The organism is Bradyrhizobium sp. LeoB3 (genome assembly GCF_055456055.1).
The window spans coordinates 130,075-147,098 of the sequence record NZ_JBVBEF010000006.1 but is presented as its reverse complement, the minus strand read 5'-3'; the positions used below and the strand labels follow the sequence as shown (position 1 = coordinate 147,098).

Genomic DNA, 17,024 nt, shown 5'->3' with positions numbered 1-17,024 from the left:
GAGCTTACGACAGTTTGCCGACGGATTTCTCCAAAAGCTCCCAGGCCTGGTCGCCATACTTGCCCTTCCATTCGGCATAGAAGCCCGCGGCGCGCAGCTTGTCGCGGAACGGCGTGATGCCCGGCTGGTTGAAGACGAGGCCCTTGCCGGCCAGTTCCTGCTGCAGATTGGCGTTCAGCTTGGCGACGTCGGCGCGCTCGTTGACGGCCGCCGCATTGATGTTCTTGGCGACGATGGTCCTGACGTCCTCCGGCAGTTTCTCCCAGGCGCGGCGGTTGGCGAGGAACCAGAAGCCGTCCCACATGTGGTTGGTCAGCGAGCAGTACTTCTGCACCTCGTACAGCTTGGCGGTCGAGATGATCGCCAGCGGGTTCTCCTGACCCTCGACGATCTTGGTCTGCAGCGCCGAATAGACCTCGCTGAAATTGATCGAGGCGGGGGCGGCGTCGAACGCCTTGAACATCGAGGTCCACAAGGGCGAGACCGGCACGCGGATCTTGAAGCCTTTATAATCCTCCGGACCGTTGATCGGCTTGGTCGACGACGTGGTCTGGCGGAACCCGTTGTCCCAGATCTTTTCCATCACCTCGAGCCCGGCCTTCTTGATCTCGCCGCGGACATAGGCGCCCAGCCCGCCATCCATGGCCTTCCAGACCCTGTCATAGTCCGGGAACGCGAACCCGATGCCGTTGATGGATGCCGCCGGCACCAGCGTCGACAGAATCAGGCCGGACAGCGTGAAAAACTCGACGCCGCCGGAACGGATCTGGCTCAGCACGTCGGTATCGGAACCGAGCTGGTTGTTGGGGAAGACTTGCAGGTCGAAGCGGCCATTGGTCTCGGTCTTGATCGCCGCCGCCATCTCGCGGGCGCGGACGTTCATGGGATGGCTGTCCGGGAGATTGTTGGCGTATTTGTAGGTGAACTCGGCGGCTTGCGCGCGGGCCACCAATGGCGCGCCAAGGCCGCCCAAAACGGCCGAGGCAGCCGATGCCTTCAGTAGCGCGCGTCGTGAAAAGCTCATCTTGGTTTGCTCCCTTTATGAGGCTTGTTGTTGTCCGTGCCGCGGGTCGGCAAGCGATCTCGCTGGCGCTTATTGCAGCGTCTGGAGCCGGCGGCAATATAGGCTTTCACACAGGGCGGCGGACGGCTGGATGCTCACATGCGGACTGGCCAATGCGGTCGCTCCGGATTGCCTGACGGGAAGCTGGCGCTGACGCGCTAGATTGCCGTTTCTATCAGGAAGTTCGCCTAAATCTTTGATCTGATGGTATATAAATATATTCCATAATATACCTTATGCGAATTTGGTATAGGCCATAGCCTCGAACCGTTGTTGTAGCGCTCTCCCGATTTTCTGCGGTCCGTTCACGCGAGTCCTGCGCGCCCTCCCTGCAATTGCTCCCGCGCTGGCGATCGGCCCGGGAATTCCAGATCGTGCTGAGCTGCCCGATCACTGAGGCCGACAGCATTGCGGCGTCTAGCCGACCGAGCGAGATTGTCTCTTCACAAATGGGAGGTCTCGCTATGCCGAGGAAAGAGATTCTCGACCAAATCCAGAAGTACACCCACCCGTTCCGCGTCGCTAACGGCAAGCGCTTTCAATTGAAGGATTTCGCCCCCGGCGATACGCGCGGCCTGAAGATGGACAAGGGTGAAGCTGCCGGCCTCCTTCAACGCGGCACTCAGTGGCTGGCGGAAGAACAAGACATGCTGTATGCGCAGGATCGCTGGTCGCTGCTGCTCGTCTTCCAGGCCATGGATGCTGCTGGCAAGGACAGCACGATCAAACACGTCATGTCGGGGGTCAATCCGCAAGGCTGTCAGGTCTACTCGTTCAAGCAGCCTTCGCAGGAAGAGCTCGACCACGACTTCATGTGGCGCTACGTCAAGCGTCTGCCTGAGCGCGGGCGGATCGGCATATTCAATCGCTCCTATTACGAGGAAGTCCTCATTGTGCGCGTGCACGAGGATATCCTGGAGCGGCAGAAATTGCCTCCGCGGTTCATGAGCAAGCGGATCTGGGACGAACGGCTCGCCGACATCGCGCATTTCGAGGACTACCTGACGCGGCAGGGCGTGGTCATCCTCAAGTTTTTCCTGAACGTTTCGCGCGAAGAGCAGAAAAAGCGCTTCATGAAGCGCCTCGACGAGCCGGAGAAGAATTGGAAGTTCTCCCCTTCGGACATCCACGAGCGCAAGTTCTGGAACGACTACATGCGCTCGTTTGAAGATGCAATCCGGGTCACGGCTTCGGAGCACGCGCCGTGGTATGTGGTGCCAGCCGACAACAGGTGGTTCACCCGGCTTGTCGTCGCCGCGGCGATCGTGGAGGCGGTCGAGCAGCTTGATCTTGCATACCCGACGCTGAGCGCGGGCCAGAAGAAGGAGCTGGCGGCCGCGCGTGCGGAGCTTGCGGGCGAAGGCTGACGCCTTTGTCCAAGGCTCTGAGATCCAAGGCTCTGCGATCAGTCATGTGCCAGCTTCGGCAGCGACGACAACCTTCCGCAGCGAGCCCGACGAGCGAATGATCAGCTTCTCAGCCTCTACGACGAGGAAGAACACCAGACCGCCTGCCAGCAGCCAGGGCCAGACCCACAACGGGATAGCTTCGTTGCCGAACGTCGCCTGGAACGGTGGTGTGTAGGTGAAGATCAGTTGCAGGATCACCACGGCGATGATCCCGAGCGGCAAGTACGGGTTGCCCATATGCGCCGTGAAGTCGAGCGACGAGTCGAGCAGATAGCGGCTGTTCAAGAGATAGAAGACCTGGCCGATCGTGATGGCATTGACGGCGACCGTCCGCGCCAATCCGTCCGAAGCGCCCTCGGCCTTCATCCAGAAGAATGCCAGCAAGGTGTAGGCAAGGAGCGCCAAGCCGACAAAGACGATCCGCCAAATCCCGAATCCTGTGACGATCGGGCGATCCACCGCGCGCGGCGGCCGCTGCATCACATCGATCTCGTGCGGCTCGAAGGAGATGACCAGGCCAAGCGCGACCGAAGTCACCATATTGACCCAGAGGACTTGCGGGGCGGTGATCGGCATGGTGAAGCCGAGAAAGATGGCCGACGCAATCACCATCGCCTGCGCGACGTTGGTCGGCAACAGGAAAAGCATGGCCTTCTCGATGTTGTTGTAGACCGTGCGCCCCTCCTTCACTGCTGCCGAGATCGAGGCGAAGTTGTCGTCGGCCAGAATCATCCCGGCGGCCTCCTTCGTCACCTCGGTGCCTTTGATACCCATGGCAACGCCGATGTCGGCTTTCTTGAGCGAAGGCGCGTCGTTTACGCCATCGCCTGTCATTGCCACGATTTGGTTGTTGGCCTGAATGGCCTTCACAAGGCGCAGCTTGTGTTCAGGGCTGGCACGCGCGAAGACATCAACGGTGCGAACGCGTTCCTGCAACGTCGCGGTGTCCATACCCTCGATTTCGGTGCCCGTGATCGCCGTCTTCCCGTCGCCGAGACCGAGCATCTTGGCGATGGCCGCGGCGGTGATCTTGTGATCGCCCGTGATCATGGTGACCCGGATGCCACCGCCATGGCACTCCTTCACAGCCTCGATGGCCTCTTTGCGCGGCGGATCCAGCAAGCCGATCAGGCCGAGCAAGACGAGCGTCCGTGGCAAGTCGGCCGCGGTGAGACTGCCGGCCTTCACATTCGGATTCTCGAGCCACGCCAGCGCCAGCACACGTTCGCCTTGAGCCGCAAGTCCGTCTGATTGTTTCAAGAAGTGCTCGCGGTCGAGGGGCCTCGGCGGGCCGTCGGCGGTCTGCTGGCGATCGCAGTGATCGAGGATCACTTCCGGAGCGCCCTTGACCAGCAGCACCACCTGCTCGCCGCCCACAGCCTCATGGAGCGTCGCCATGAACTTGTGCTCGGATTCGAAGGGAATGGCATCGATACGCGGAGCTGCTGCCTGCTCTGCCTGCCGATCCATACCGAGCTTGGCCGCGAATGGATAGAGCGCCCCTTCCGTCGGATCGCCCTCCACTTTCCAGCGGCCTTCCTCCAGAAACAGCTCCGCATCGTTGCAGAGCAACGAGACCCGCCCCATGAGCGCGAGTACCGGCTCCCTGCCCGCGGCCTCTCCGTCCTTTCTGATCTCCCCCTTCGGCGAATAACCGTCGCCTGTAATTTGATATGCTGACTCAGCCGTAACGGCGGACACCACCATCATTTCCATAAGCGTCAGCGTGCCCGTCTTGTCCGAGCAGATCCGCGACACCGATCCAAGCGTTTCGACCGCGGGCAATCGCCGGATGATGGCGTTGCGCTGCGCCATGCGCTGCACGCCGATGGCCAGGGTAATCGTGATGAGCGCGGGTAGTCCCTCCGGAATAAGCGATACCGCGATGCCGACAACAGCCTGGAACAACTCCACAAAGTCCATACCCTTCACCCACTTCCCGTAGGCGAATATCAGGACGCTGATCACCCCGATCGCAGCGGTGATGGCGTAGCCGAATTTCTTGACCTGGCGCAGCAACGGAGTCTCGAGCGCACTGACATTGGCGAGCAGCTGGTTGATGCGGCCGAGCTCGGTCTCGCTGCCGGTCGAGACGACCACTCCGGTCGCGCGACCGGACGTGACCATGGTGCCGGAAAACGCCATGCTCTCGCGATCCCCGACCGTTGCGTTCACAGGTACTGCATCGACCCTCTTTTCCGCCGGTACCGATTCGCCAGTGAGGGCGGCCTCTTCGGTCCGCAGGTTCTTTGTCTCGATGAGCCGCAGGTCTGCAGGAATCTTGTCACCCGACTCCAGGAGCACGACGTCGCCCGGAACAAGTTGCTCCGCAGCAATCATGCGGCTCTCGCCACCGCGCACCGTCCGCGCCTCCGCGGACAGCATGTTGCGGATGGAGTCCAGTGCCTTCTCGGCCCTGCCCTCCTGAATGAACCCGAGCAGCGCGTTGAGAATGACCACAGCAAAAATGATTGCGGCATCAACCCAAAGGTTCAGCATCAACTTGGTGAATCCCGCGGCGAGCAGCACGTAGACCAGGATGTTGTTGAACTGCGCGAGAAACCGGGCAAACGGTCCCTCCTTCCTGCCTTCCGGCAGACGGTTTGGCCCGTATTTCCGAAGGCGGACCGCGGCCTCAGCCGGATCGAGACCTTTCTCCCGGCTGGTGCCGAGTCGCTCCACGACCTCTTGTTGAGATATCGCGTGCCAGGCAACAATCTCGCTGACCGGGTTCGCATTCACTGCTGTGCTCATGCGTCTGCAAGGAAGAAAAGCTTGCGACCTGGAATTCCAGAAACCGATCGTCCAAGGCTGGCAGTCGGCACCAAATCCGGTACGATCGCATTCAAGTACGCGTCGGTGAGCGCGAGCATCATCGCACCGTCCCTCGCCAAATACAACTCAAGGAGCAATTGCCGCCCAGGCTGACGACCAGGATCGATACAGCCGACAGCACGCGAGCGGATACCGAGCGATATCGGGTGCAACGCGTCGACGAACTTCTCGTTCGTAAGATCCGAAGACCCGACGATGCAACGAACGCTCACCAAGGCAACGTATCTAGCCGTGTGGTGAGCTTTCTACCTCTCGCTTGCATCGCAGCTCGCCAAGATTCTTGGTCGATTGACACGCCTTGACACGTCAGCAACGCTTACCTAGCGCGCAACGCGCTCGGTTCGCGTCACCCTCGCCTTCCTCTCGTTGTGCTGCACGAGAGCGAGACAGTATTTCCGCAAGGCGCGCCGCTCGACCTATCTGCCGGTTCCATCATTTAGCTGGATGGTGATCACATCCATCGGTCGCCAGTACGTATCAAAGCCATCGCTGTAGTCTTGGCGAACCGTGCCTATGTTGAGTTTGCACTGGCCCGTCTGCCGAAAGATCGGCCGCACAAGTCCATCTTCCACCCAGGCGCACACGTGCTTGCCAAGGCGGATTGCACCTAACGAACGATCGTAGACAAGGCCAGCAACTCTAATCTTGTAGCTGTTGTATGGTTTGCATTCGGACGCTGCCCAATCTCCATTAACGTATTTATCGCATAAGGTCGCTGATACCCACGCGCGATTTAGATCAGGGTTGGAACGGAATTCCAGGAAGGCTGCGCCGTTTGGCGTGCGCCAGACACCAGGAACTTTCGCAACAAAAACGGATTTGGAATGCGCCGTCACAGGTACGGCCAGCAGGAAAATCGTCGACAGTAACACAATCACTGTCTTCATTCTTGCCTCCTTTTGCATGTGCTCAACGTCGAAATGTTCGCAGCAGTTTGCACCGGAGAAAAATAAATTCACCGTTTGTATTCGCCGATGTGTGTCGATTTTCGTTCGATCCGAAAATCCTATCGTTGTCGGTCCCGACAATGAGAGTGTCGCGCGGAGAGAAGTCCGAACCGTATCCGAGATCAAGACTGTAGACAACGTAAGTTCACCGCGCGTAACAATCGCGCGACGGTGCAGTCTGACGTGTTCTCGATCGTCCCGTTGGTCGCTTATAGTTGGTGGTGACCGGCGCAACTTTGCGACCGCTATCGACCGTAAGGAGCAGCACCCTGACGGAGCTTTCTCGACGCGATTGGCTGCTGATCAGTGCGGCCGCAACCAGCAGTCTTTTGTATCCAGCCATGGCCAATGCATCGAAACAAGATCGAATTCGCCTCTCCTTGAATGAAAATCCGTTCGGTCCCTCGCCCCGGGCGGTGGAGGCGATCAAGGCCCACCTGACCGGTCTCAGCCGCTATACCGGCGACGAACTCACCGAGCTGACGCAGACGATTGCCGCGCACGAGAATGTTGCTGCCGAGCAGGTCGTACTCGGCGAGATTCTCGACGTGCTCGGCCTGTATCTGTCGGCCCGCGGCGGTACGGGCGGCGAGTTCATCTATTCCGAGCCCGGCTATACTGCGCTGGTCGATGCCGTCTCGCCCGCCGGCGGCATCGTGGTCGGCGTTCCCCTCAACGACCGACTCGAGAACGACCTCCCCGCCATCGCCGGCAAGGTCAATGGACGGACACGCGCAGTCTATCTCGTCAATCCGCATAATCCGAGCGGCACGGTGAGCGAGGCGGCGCAGTTCATCGAATTCGTGCACGATCTCTCCAAGCGCACGCTCGTCATCGTCGATGAGGCCTATCTCGAATTCACGCCGGATTTCGAGAAGCGAACCGTCGCCGGCCTCGTTCGCAACGGCGATCAGGTCGCCGTCTTCAGGACATTCGCGAAAATCTACGGGCTCGCCAGCCTTGCCATCGGCTACACGCTGGCGCCCGCCGAGTTGGCCAAGTCGGTGAAGCAGCTCGGCATCGGCGCATTTTTCGGCCTCAATCGGCTCAGCCTGGTCGCTGCAAACGCCAGTCTGAAAGATACAGATTATGTGCCGTCAGTTCGCGCGAAGGTCACGGTCGAGCGCGATGCCTGGTACGAGCTGTTCCGGCAACGAAAGGTTCGCTTCACGGAATCGCAGGGCAATTTCGTGTTCTTCAACTCCGGCCGGCCGCAACAAGCCATTGCGTCCGCGCTCGCAGCACAAGGCATCGACATCGGTCGTAGTTATCCACCGCTCGATACCTGGGTGCGCATTTCGATCGGCCTGCCGGAGGAAAACGCGATCGCCCGGCGGGCTGTCGCGGACCTGTTGCGCGCGACCTGAGCCGCGCCGTTACGCCGGCGGCCTATGCTCACTCACATATTTGATGTTCTGAAAGGCCTGCAGTCCTTCGACCCCGCCTTCCGAGCCGACGCCGCTGTCCTTGTAGCCCCCGAACGGCGTCTCCGGCAGCGATGCCTGCCAATGGTTCACGATGACGTTGCCCGCCTCGATGCCATCGATCATGGCGCCGGCATTGCGCATGTCGTTGGTCATCACGTAGGACGCAAGTCCGAAGGGGAGCCGATTGCAGAGACGGATGGCGTCTTCCGCCGAGTCGAACGCGGTTGTCGCGGCGATCGGGCCGAACGGCTCCACGTTCGAAACCAGGCAGTCCTCATCGACATTCGCGATCAAGGTCGGGCTGTAGAAGCATCCCTCGCCTCGGATCCGGTTGCCGCCGACCGGAACGGCGATCTGCCGCGAGCGGGCATCATCGAGGAAACGGTCCATCGCCTCCAACCGGCGCGCATTGGCCAGCGGGCCCATTCTCGTCGCCGGATCGAGGCCGTTTCCGACCTTGATGGCTCTTGCGAGCTCGGCGAAACGCGCGACAAAGCGATCGTGGATCGCGCGATGCACGTAGAACCGCGTCGGTGACGTGCACACTTGCCCCGCATTCCGGTATTTCGCCGTTACCGCGGAGAGTGCCACGGCCTCGGGATCGACATCTTCGAAAATCACCACGGGTGCGTGACCGCCGAGTTCCAGAGTCATTCGCTTCATGCCCTGCACCGCCAGCGATGCGAGCTGTTTCCCGACCGAGGTCGAGCCCGTGAAGGTGATGCCGCGAATGATCGGAGAGCCGATCAGCTTCACCGATATCTCCGCGGGATTGCCGAACACGACGTTCAGCACCCCATCCGGCAGACCGCTCTCCTGCAGCAGTGCGGCAATGGCAAGTGCGGTCGCCGGCGTTTCTTCCGACGCCTTGATGATCACCGAGCAACCAGCGGCGAGCGCGCCGCTGATCTTCCGCGACGGCGTAATTGCCGGCGCATTCCAGGATGCGAAAGCGGCGATGGGACCGATCGGTTCGCGCAAAGCGAACTGCATGGCCCCTCGCGTTCGCGGCGGAATGACCCGCCCGTAGGCGCGTCGCCCCTCCTCTGCATTCCAGCTGAAGATTCCCGCGGCCTGCTCGACTTCGGCCTTTGCTTCGGCGATCGGTTTGCCGAGCTCCAGCGTGATCAGCGTCGCAATCTGGTCCCGCCGTGCGAGCATCAGGGCGGACGCGTGCTGCAATACCCGCGCCCGCTCGACCGGAGACGTGCGCCGCCACCGCTCGAAACCCGCGGCCGCGGCAACCAAGGCTTCGTCCAGATCGGCCTCGGTCGCATGCGGGAGCTCGGCGAGGACACCTCCCGTCGCCGGATTGTAGACCGGCTCACCCTTTCGCGCGTCAAGGCCGATCCATCGGCCGCCGACGAACAGCCTCAGTTCAGGATAGTCGACTGCCATACGGACGCTCTCGTGCTTGCGTGTTGACCGGGAGTGACCTCATTTCTCGGTGAGCAGCGGGCAGTTACCGTCCTTCAAGGAACGAAACGCCTTGTCGCCCGAAACGGTGGCGAGGACCTTGTAGTAGTCCCACGGATACTTCGAATCCGACGGTTGCTTCACCTGCAGAAGGTACATGTCGCGCAGCACACGGCCATCCTCGCGGATGGTGGCGTTCACCGTGTAGAAATCGTTGATGGGCGTCTTGCGCATCTGTTGTGCGACGACCGTTCCTTCATCGCTCTTGGTTGCTTCCACCGCCTTGAGGTAGTGCGTGATGGCACCGTAGACGGCCGCCTGAAGGCTGCCGGGCGCCTTGCCATTGAAGCGCTCCATGAAGCGCTTGCTCCATGCGCGGGTCTTGTCGTTGAGGTCCCAATAGAAGCTGTCGGCAAACATCAGGCCCTTGGCGCTGTTGAGACCGAGGGCGTGAATGTCGGGAAGGTTCACGAGCAAGGCCGCGATATTCTGGCCGCCATCGGTCAGACCGAACTCATTGGCCTGCTTGAGCGAGTTCATCATGTCTGCTCCCGCATTTGCGAGGCCGACCACCTGGGCCTTCGATGCTTGCGCCTGCAGCAGGTACGAGGAGAAGTCGGACGTATTGAGCGGGGCTCGGGCCGACCCGAGCACCTGGCCCCCGTTCGCGGTGACCACCTTGGCCGCCTCCGCTTCCAAGGCATGCCCGAAACTGTAATCTGCGGTCAGGAAGTACCAGCTCTTCAGCCCCCTATGCACCAGCGGTGCGGTCGCGACATTGGCAAGTGCGTAGTTGTCATACGCCCAATGGATGCCGACCGGTGAGCAGGCCTTGCCCGTGAGGTCGGGCGTCCCGGGGCCGGTCGCCAGCAGGACCTTGTTCTTGTCGCGCGAGAGCTGCTGAACAGCGAGCGCGACCGCCGAGGACACGACCTCGGTAATGGTGTCGACTCCCTCGGTGTCGTACCAGCGCCGTGCAATGCCAAGGCCGATGTCCGCCTTGTTCTGATGATCGGCAGACACGACCTCGATCGGAACGCCGGCGACCTTGCCGCCGAAATCCTCAACCGCCATTTTCGCGGCAAGCACCGCACCTGCGCCGACATTGTCGGCGTACGGACCCGACATGTCCGTGAGCACGCCGATTTTCACGACGCCGCCCGAAATCTCGGCCGCAGCCGGCGTGGCCGCCAGAGCAGCCGACACAGCCAGCACGATGGAACGAAGATTCATTTGCCCTTGTCCTCCCCTTTAATTGAAAATTGCAATTACCCTTTGCCGGCTGTCCGGCTGATCTCCTCGAGCACCGGCAGCAGGTAACCAATGAACGCCTGAGGGTCCTCGCTCATCGGAAAATGGCCGAGGCCTTTCATGATGGTGGCTTGGGCACCCTTCACGCTTGCAGCAACAGCCATCGTTTCCTCGGGCGTGCAGGAATAGTCGTATTCGCCGGAAAGCAGGAACAATGGACAACGCGATGTATCGATCTGCGCGACGCGCTGGCGGATGTCGCCATCAATCTTGTAGAAATGCAGGTCGCCCTTGAAGACACCGGGACCACCCTGCATGTAGTGCCACAGCGTTTCCCAACGCTCCTTGACCGGCGCCTTCGGTCCGACCAGGCCCGAGACGATCGCCGCGCACACTTCGCCGCCATGCACATCGGGCCGGTGCAGGAAGTTGAGATCATAGTAGGGGTCAACGTGAGCACCCGCCTGCAGACCGATAATCGCGCGGAAGCGATCGGGATGCTCCAGCGCCAGATGCAGCACGATGCGTCCGCCGATCGAGCATCCCATCACGATGGGCTTGTCCAGCTCGAGCGCCTGCATGATCTCGAGGATCATCGTGGTGTATTGCTGCGAAGTGAGCTGATATTCCTCGTCGTGCCAGCCCGCGGGCGGTGACGACTTCCCGTGCCAGGGCATATCGAAAGCGATCACCCGATGACGGGCAATGATGTCCCGGTGATTCATCAGCGCCCGATATTGCCGGCCATCCGAACCGGCCGTGTGCAGGCACAATAGCGGCACGCCCTGCCCGGCCTCCTCGACATAAAGGCGGTGCGGCCGGCCCAGCAGTTCAAGATTCATGTAGCGGCCGACGATCGGTTCAAAGCTCGCGCTCATGCTGCAACTCCCGCCCGCAGCTTGGCGAGGCTTTCCTTGAAGTAACGAAGGTTCGCCATGAAGATTTGGAGGTTTCCCTCGGCCTTCAGGACGCGGCGCTTGATCAGCGCCATCAGGTCATGCGAACCGGGCTGCGGGTCGGCCTGCCAGAATTTTGCCCACTCCTCCTGCGGCGCACGCAGTGCGAACGACCAGGAGGGCATCACGAAGGGGCCCCGCGCCACGGACGAGACTCGTCCCTCCACAATGTTTATCAGCCACTGCGTCGAGCCGACCTCGAGCAGGAAGTTGGTCGAGAGGAAACGGCCGCGGCGAACCAGGCCGGCGTCGGCGTTTATACGCTCTTTCAATTGCTCAATCATCACGATCTCCCTGTTGTGCGAGCTGCACCAGCGCGTCGATCGCGAGGACACCCTCTCCTTTTGGACGGACGATGAGGGGATTGATTTCTGCGTCGATCACGCCGCGCTCGCTATATTCGGCAAGTTTCGAGAATGCGACAATAGCGCGGGCCAGTGCCTCCAGATCACCGACCGGCCGGTTGCGAAAGCCCTGGAAGATGCGGGAGATGCTCAGCTCCTCGATCATCTCGCGCGCGCCAGCGAGGTCGACCGGCGCAAGGCGAATGCTGCGATCGCGATAGATCTCCGTGTAAATGCCGCCGGCTGCGAGCAGCACGATCGGCCCAGCGTCCGGGTCACGCCGATACCCGAGCAAGACCTCGCCGAGACCCGAGGTCATGGGCTGGACGAGGACATGGCGCAGCGCAATCCCTGGGCAGTTCGCGGCCACAGAGGCGGCGATGCGCAGGATCGCGGCCTTGAGCTCCTCCGCGTTGGTCACGTTGAGCGCGACGCCGCCGACATTCGTCTTGTGTGCGATCTCTGCGGAGAGCGCCTTGACCGCGACGGGATAGGAGAACGGCAGATCCAGCTTCGATCCGTCAGCCGGAAGCGACGCGCTCGGCGCATGGTCTATTCCGAGGCCTGCGAGCAGCACATAGGCTTCGAGTTCGTCGAGCTGTCGCGTGCCGGACGAGAGTGGAGCGGCCGGCGGCGCCGGGCGCGGCCTGCGCCTCTTGTAGGCTGCCGCGATCGCGTCGGCGCATGCTTCCGGAGTCCTGAAGTTCGGCACATCGGCTTGCCCAAGCAGACGTAATGCGTCCGGCGCATCCGGCACCAGGAATGCGGCAAGCGGCTTTCCGGATGCCGCGCTGTCGATCACGGGCCTTACCGCGAGCTCGGGCTGAAACCGCGCCGAAGATCCCGTCACCGCGACCACCATGTCGAATTCAGGTGCCGCCAGCATCGCCTCGAGCGAGGTCTTCATGACGTCATAACGCGTCCCGGCAAGCGTCAGATCGACGATCCGCTCATGCTGCACGGCGACGCCGGCAGCGCCAATGGCGGCGAAGGTCTCTTTCGAAGGTGTGGCGACCTCAATTCCCCTGCCCGCCAGACCGTCCACCACCATCGCCGCGCCGCCACCGGTGGTGGTGAGGATGCCGACCCGAGGGCTTCGGCCCGAGGTCGCGCCGAGGGTAACGCGTTCAAGCAACGGCAACACTTCGAGCAGGGTCTCGAAGTTCTCGACCCGGGCGATGCCGCAATCGGCCAGGAAAGCGTCGGCGACGTCGTCTTCGCCGGCGAGCGCGCCGGTATGCGACAGCGCCAATTCCGCCGCCACCGGTGAACGCCCGAGCTTGTAGGCTGCGATCGGCTTGCCGCGCGCCGCCGCGCCGAGCGCGAATTCCCTGAGATCGTCGGCGTGCCGCAGGCTCTCGAGAAACAGCATGTAGCTGGTGATCTTGGGATCATCGAGCGTCGCCGCGCATATCTCGCCGAGACTGAGGTCGATTTCATTGCCAACCGACACCAGACCCGCAAAGCCTACGCCGCGTGCCTTGCCGCGCGATATCAATCCGCCAAGCATGCTGCCGCTGTGGGAGGCCACGAAGGTGCCGCCAACCGGAAGATCCGGCTCCGCAAACGCGGCGTTGGCCGTGAGGATCGTGCGGTGGTGCAGGTTGATGGCGCCAAGGCTCGACGGCCCCAGGATGCGCAGCCGCGAATCCCTGCACAGCGATTTGAGGCGCGCGACCCGCGCAGGTCCCGCATTGCGGTCTTCGGAGAACCCTGTCGCCAGGATCGTCGCCACGGGCACACCCAGACGCGCGCATTCCTCGACCGCCTCCAGGGCCTGCTCCGTCGGCGTCAGGATGAAGGCGTGGTCCGGGACGGCGGGCAGCGCCGACAATGAAGGCCATGCCTGCTCGCCCGCGATCTGCGCGCGACGAGGATTGATAGGATAGATCGTGCCTTCGTATCCAGCCTGCCTCAGATAGCGCAGCGGCCGCGACGACGTCTTAGTGCTGTCGTCGGAGGCGCCGACGAGTGCGATGCTTCTGGGCGCGAGCAGCGGTTGAACGAAGCCGGTGTCCGCCATCGCCCTACTCGGCCGCGCGAACCTGGATGCCGCGCTGATCGAAACGCCGCTCGAAGACGTCCTCGGCAATCCGGTTCTTGAGGATCTCGATCGAGCCGCCGGCGATCATCCAGCCGCGCGTGCGCCGCATGCAGTACTCCGCCAACCCTTCCGTGCTGTAGCCGAGACCGCCCATGATCTGCACCGCTTCGTTGGCGGCATCGAAACCCGCCTGATTGCAGGCCAGCTTCGCCATGGCGGTGTGGTACGCCGACGGCAAGCCTTCCTTGACGCTGGCAGCGCGGTAGAGCAGCAATTGCGCGGAATCGAGCTTGGTGGCCATGTCCGCAAACTTCCACTGCAGGCCCTGGAATTCGCACAACAGCCGTCCGAACTGGCGGCGCACCAGCGCGTGTTCCCGCGCCAGATTGAAGGCATAGCGGCCAAGCGCGAGCGAGCGCGACGAATTGCCGAGCCGTTCAACGTTGAAGCCCGATATCTGCTTCTTGAAGCCGCCGGGGCCGAGCAGAACGTTGCTCTTGTGAACCCGGCAGTTCTCGAAATACAGCGGGCTCCACTCTTCTCCGCTCATGAACGAGGACGCCTTGCCGACCGTGAAACCCGGCGTTCCACGCTCCACCAGCACTGAGCCGATGCCTCCGACGCCTGGCCCGAAGCGCAGGTAGACCAGGAACAGGTTGGCATCCGGGCTGTGGGTTCCGAACACCTTGCTACCGTCGATCACATAGTGATCGCCATCGGCCTTTGCGGCGGTCTTCATCTCGGTCGCGGCGGAACCTGCGTCCGGCTCGCTCATGCCGAGGCTGATAACGGCCTGGCCTCCCAGCAGGTCGGGCAGATAGCGGGCCTTCTGCTCGGCGCTGGCATATTCCACGAAGGTGCGGATCGGCCCGAAATTGCCGGCCTGTACCACATCGGCGCTGCGGGGACAGACCGAGGCAATCTGTTCGATCGCGATCACGGAATCCAAGAGCGTTCCGCCCTGACCGCCGTCTGCCGGGTCAAAGGCGATGCCGAGCAGCCCCTGATCCGCCAGCAGCCGCGCTACATCGAACGGAAACCGCGGGTCATGCGCCCGGGCAAGCGCGCCCTCGGCAAGATTGTCCTCGGCGAAACGGCGCACCGAGTCCGCGAACATCTGCTGCTCTTCTGAGAGATTGAAATCCATCTGCACCGGGGCCATGAAGAACGAAAGACGCCTGTTTTCCAGCCAAAGCATTGCCCGGCAACTGAACATAGATTATAACGTCATGATATTTTGTTATGGCCACAAATGCTCCCGCCGCTCAATCCGCTGCACGTGTTTGAAGTAACGGCCCGCCTGCAAAGCTTCACCCGGGCGGCGGAAGATTTGCGCGTGTCGCAACCTGCCGTGAGCCGCCAGATCCAGACGCTGGAGAATTTTTTCGGCTTTCGGCTGTTTGAGCGCGACAAGCTCGGCATCAGGCTGACGCCGGAGGGCGAGGAGCTGCAGCGTCAGATTTCGCCGGCGTTTCGCGTTATCGAAACAGTCACGCAGCGGCTGGTCGCGAGCGGAAAATCGGAGCCGTTGCGACTGCGGGTCTACACGACCTTCGCGGCAAAATGGCTGATTGAGCGTTTGCCTTCATTCTACGCCGCCTATCCCGGCATTAGGCTCAGCATCAGCAATGCGGTAGCGCCCGTTGATTTCGAGAAGGAGAAGGTCGACCTCGCAATCCAGTTCGGCGGCGGCAAATGGCCGGGCGTTGAAAGCGAGCTGCTGTTTCGCGACCTTCTGCAACCGGTTTGCAGCCCCACCTTGCGGCGCAAGGCGAACCTGCATTCGATCGACGACCTGAAGCGGGTGCCGATGCTGCATTCGCATTATCGGCGGACAGACTGGGCGGACTGGCTGATGGCCTGCAATCGTCTCGATCTCTTGAATGACGCAGGGATCTCGTTTCCGAGTTCGGTGCTGACCTATCAGGCCGCGACCGAAGGGGTCGGCGTGGCGATAGGACAGCTCCACCTCCTGCGCAACGAATTGCGCGACGGCTCGCTCGTGACGCTCTTCGAACAACCGCTCGAACGCCCGTTGGCGCACTATGCGGTCTGGCCGAAAAACCGCCCCCTGCCGAAAAAGGCGCGCAGCTTTCTCGCCTGGCTGAGAAGCCGCATGAGCGATTTTCAGCGCTAGCCCGCCGGGTCTCTCAATGCGCGATCAACAATGGAATGGTCGCGTCCCGCAACAGGGCGCGGGTCACGCCGCCGAAGATCATCTGGCTCGCTCGCGCGTGGCTGTAAGCACCGACCACGATCAGGTCGCGGGTGTGGCGCCCGGCAAAACCAAGGATGGCATCGGCGACCGAAGCGCCGTTGGAGTGGATCCGCTCGACGGTCACCTTTACGCCATGGCGAGACAAATACAGTCCGACATCGGCGCCGGGCTCTTCGCCATGCCGGGCATTCTTGTGCGAATCCACCAGGAGGACAGTCACCGACTGCGCGGCTGCAAGCAGCGGAAGAGCATCCTTGATGGCACGCCGTGCCTCACGGCTGGCATTCCAGGCGACCACGATGTGCTCCGCCGCGGTCCCACTCCAATGCTCGGGCAACAGGAGGACGGGTACACCAGTGGCGAGCAGCAGGGATTCCGCCGACCACTCCTGCGGCAGGCCGCCTGACCGCGGACTGCCAACGATCACGAGATCGGAATGCAGCGCGTTCAGCGCGGACGCCTCATTGGCTTCACCGGGAGGGATGCAACGAAACTCGCAACTGATGTCTTCGCGGGTCGAAACAGTTGCAAAGCTTTGGCTCGCGGCTTTCGTCGCGGCCAGTTCGCTCGCCGTATGGCGTTCAATGAGATCGCGAACCGCGGCCTGCCCTCGGACGAAGGATTCGGACGGATTGCCGTCCCAGCCGAATGGCACCACGAAGATCCCGACCAGATGGGCGCGGTGACGGAATGCGAGTTTGACGGCATAGTCGGCACGCGCCTCGCCGGCAGGCGACGGATCGAAGAAGACGGCTATGGTTCTCAGCGGCACGGAAAACTCCCCAGCGAATTGTTGAAAACACGTAGCGCGCAGCAAGACGACAGCGATTGACGTGGATCAATCGCACCGGGTTGAACGCCGGGAGCAGCCGATCACCAATTCTAACTGACGTCACCCGCAACCGTCCCCGCTTCAATCTTGCGAGGGAGGCGTTCTCTCGTCACGCTCATGGAGGAGGTCCAGCGCTTCTCGAACTTCGTCGTCTTCCAGACAATCGAGGACCCTGCTTCCCTCCTCTGCCTGCTGTTTTTTGGTCTGGAGACTTTTTGGGGTACCGATCCCGGGTTCGGTGGTAACCACGTTCTTCTTGTCGGCCATGGACCTGTCCTCGGT

Annotated in this window: 15 protein-coding genes; 3 read left to right on the top strand and 12 right to left on the bottom strand. The window is 61.8% G+C overall.

All coding sequences use genetic code 11. The features are described from left to right. Positions 1 to 4: 4 nt before the first annotated feature. Positions 5 to 1,024, bottom strand: a complete 1,020-nt coding sequence (locus tag ACZXDY_RS07985) for a TRAP transporter substrate-binding protein (protein WP_464345093.1) — start codon at positions 1,022 to 1,024, stop codon at positions 5 to 7. A 503-nt stretch (positions 1,025 to 1,527) separates the two neighbouring features. Here ACZXDY_RS07985 and ACZXDY_RS07980 point away from each other — a divergent pair. Continuing rightward, positions 1,528 to 2,430: a polyphosphate kinase 2 family protein gene (locus tag ACZXDY_RS07980; RefSeq protein ID WP_464345092.1), complete on the top strand. Its 903-nt coding sequence runs from the start codon at positions 1,528 to 1,530 to the stop codon at positions 2,428 to 2,430. 42 nt (positions 2,431 to 2,472) lie between these two features. Here the strand turns inward: ACZXDY_RS07980 and ACZXDY_RS07975 are convergent, their stop codons facing one another. The 3 genes from ACZXDY_RS07975 to ACZXDY_RS07965 form a co-directional block, all read right to left on the bottom strand. After that, positions 2,473 to 5,226: an HAD-IC family P-type ATPase gene (locus ACZXDY_RS07975; protein WP_464345091.1), complete on the bottom strand. Its 2,754-nt coding sequence runs from the start codon at positions 5,224 to 5,226 to the stop codon at positions 2,473 to 2,475. Further along, positions 5,223 to 5,522, bottom strand: coding sequence for a hypothetical protein (locus ACZXDY_RS07970; protein WP_464345090.1), 300 nt, complete (start codon positions 5,520 to 5,522; stop codon positions 5,223 to 5,225). The genes ACZXDY_RS07975 and ACZXDY_RS07970 overlap by 4 nt, the downstream gene beginning before the upstream one ends. Positions 5,523 to 5,723: 201 nt before the next feature. Beyond that, positions 5,724 to 6,194 carry a hypothetical protein gene (locus tag ACZXDY_RS07965; protein ID WP_464345089.1) on the bottom strand — a complete coding sequence of 157 codons (471 nt, stop codon included), beginning with the start codon at positions 6,192 to 6,194 and terminating at the stop codon, positions 5,724 to 5,726. A 401-nt stretch (positions 6,195 to 6,595) separates the two neighbouring features. Between ACZXDY_RS07965 and ACZXDY_RS07960 the strand changes: the two genes are divergently transcribed. After that, the gene (locus tag ACZXDY_RS07960; protein ID WP_464345088.1) at positions 6,596 to 7,621 is read left to right on the top strand and encodes a pyridoxal phosphate-dependent aminotransferase; all 1,026 of its coding nucleotides are present in this window, start codon (positions 6,596 to 6,598) and stop codon (positions 7,619 to 7,621) included. A 9-nt stretch (positions 7,622 to 7,630) separates the two neighbouring features. On the opposite strand, the gene ACZXDY_RS07955 is transcribed toward ACZXDY_RS07960, so the two are convergent. Genes ACZXDY_RS07955 through ACZXDY_RS07930 form a run of 6 tightly spaced genes read right to left on the bottom strand, consistent with a single transcriptional unit; the run spans position 7,631 to position 14,890 of the window. After that, the gene (locus ACZXDY_RS07955) at positions 7,631 to 9,079 is read right to left on the bottom strand and encodes an NAD-dependent succinate-semialdehyde dehydrogenase (RefSeq protein ID WP_464345087.1); all 1,449 of its coding nucleotides are present in this window, start codon (positions 9,077 to 9,079) and stop codon (positions 7,631 to 7,633) included. A 39-nt stretch (positions 9,080 to 9,118) separates the two neighbouring features. Continuing rightward, on the bottom strand, positions 9,119 to 10,330 hold the full coding sequence (locus tag ACZXDY_RS07950) for an ABC transporter substrate-binding protein (RefSeq protein ID WP_464345086.1): 1,212 nt from the start codon (positions 10,328 to 10,330) through the stop codon (positions 9,119 to 9,121). 35 nt (positions 10,331 to 10,365) lie between these two features. Next, positions 10,366 to 11,226, bottom strand: a complete 861-nt coding sequence (locus tag ACZXDY_RS07945) for an alpha/beta fold hydrolase (protein ID WP_464345085.1) — start codon at positions 11,224 to 11,226, stop codon at positions 10,366 to 10,368. Beyond that, positions 11,223 to 11,588: a hypothetical protein gene (locus ACZXDY_RS07940; RefSeq protein WP_464345084.1), complete on the bottom strand. Its 366-nt coding sequence runs from the start codon at positions 11,586 to 11,588 to the stop codon at positions 11,223 to 11,225. Before ACZXDY_RS07940 ends, ACZXDY_RS07945 begins: the two co-directional genes overlap by 4 nt. Beyond that, the gene (locus tag ACZXDY_RS07935) at positions 11,581 to 13,671 is read right to left on the bottom strand and encodes an acetate--CoA ligase family protein (RefSeq protein ID WP_464345083.1); all 2,091 of its coding nucleotides are present in this window, start codon (positions 13,669 to 13,671) and stop codon (positions 11,581 to 11,583) included. The genes ACZXDY_RS07940 and ACZXDY_RS07935 overlap by 8 nt, the downstream gene beginning before the upstream one ends. A gap of 4 nt (positions 13,672 to 13,675) precedes the next feature. Beyond that, on the bottom strand, positions 13,676 to 14,890 hold the full coding sequence (locus ACZXDY_RS07930) for an acyl-CoA dehydrogenase family protein (protein WP_464345082.1): 1,215 nt from the start codon (positions 14,888 to 14,890) through the stop codon (positions 13,676 to 13,678). 54 nt (positions 14,891 to 14,944) lie between these two features. On the opposite strand from ACZXDY_RS07930, the gene ACZXDY_RS07925 reads away from it, so the two are divergent. Further along, positions 14,945 to 15,829: a LysR substrate-binding domain-containing protein gene (locus ACZXDY_RS07925; protein ID WP_035690792.1), complete on the top strand. Its 885-nt coding sequence runs from the start codon at positions 14,945 to 14,947 to the stop codon at positions 15,827 to 15,829. Positions 15,830 to 15,842: 13 nt separating this feature from the next. Here the strand turns inward: ACZXDY_RS07925 and ACZXDY_RS07920 are convergent, their stop codons facing one another. Then, positions 15,843 to 16,682, bottom strand: a complete 840-nt coding sequence (locus ACZXDY_RS07920) for a universal stress protein (RefSeq protein ID WP_464345081.1) — start codon at positions 16,680 to 16,682, stop codon at positions 15,843 to 15,845. A 141-nt stretch (positions 16,683 to 16,823) separates the two neighbouring features. Further along, a complete protein-coding gene (locus ACZXDY_RS07915; protein WP_464345080.1) occupies positions 16,824 to 17,009 on the bottom strand; it encodes a hypothetical protein in 186 nt (61 codons plus the stop codon). Positions 17,010 to 17,024 lie beyond the last annotated feature (15 nt).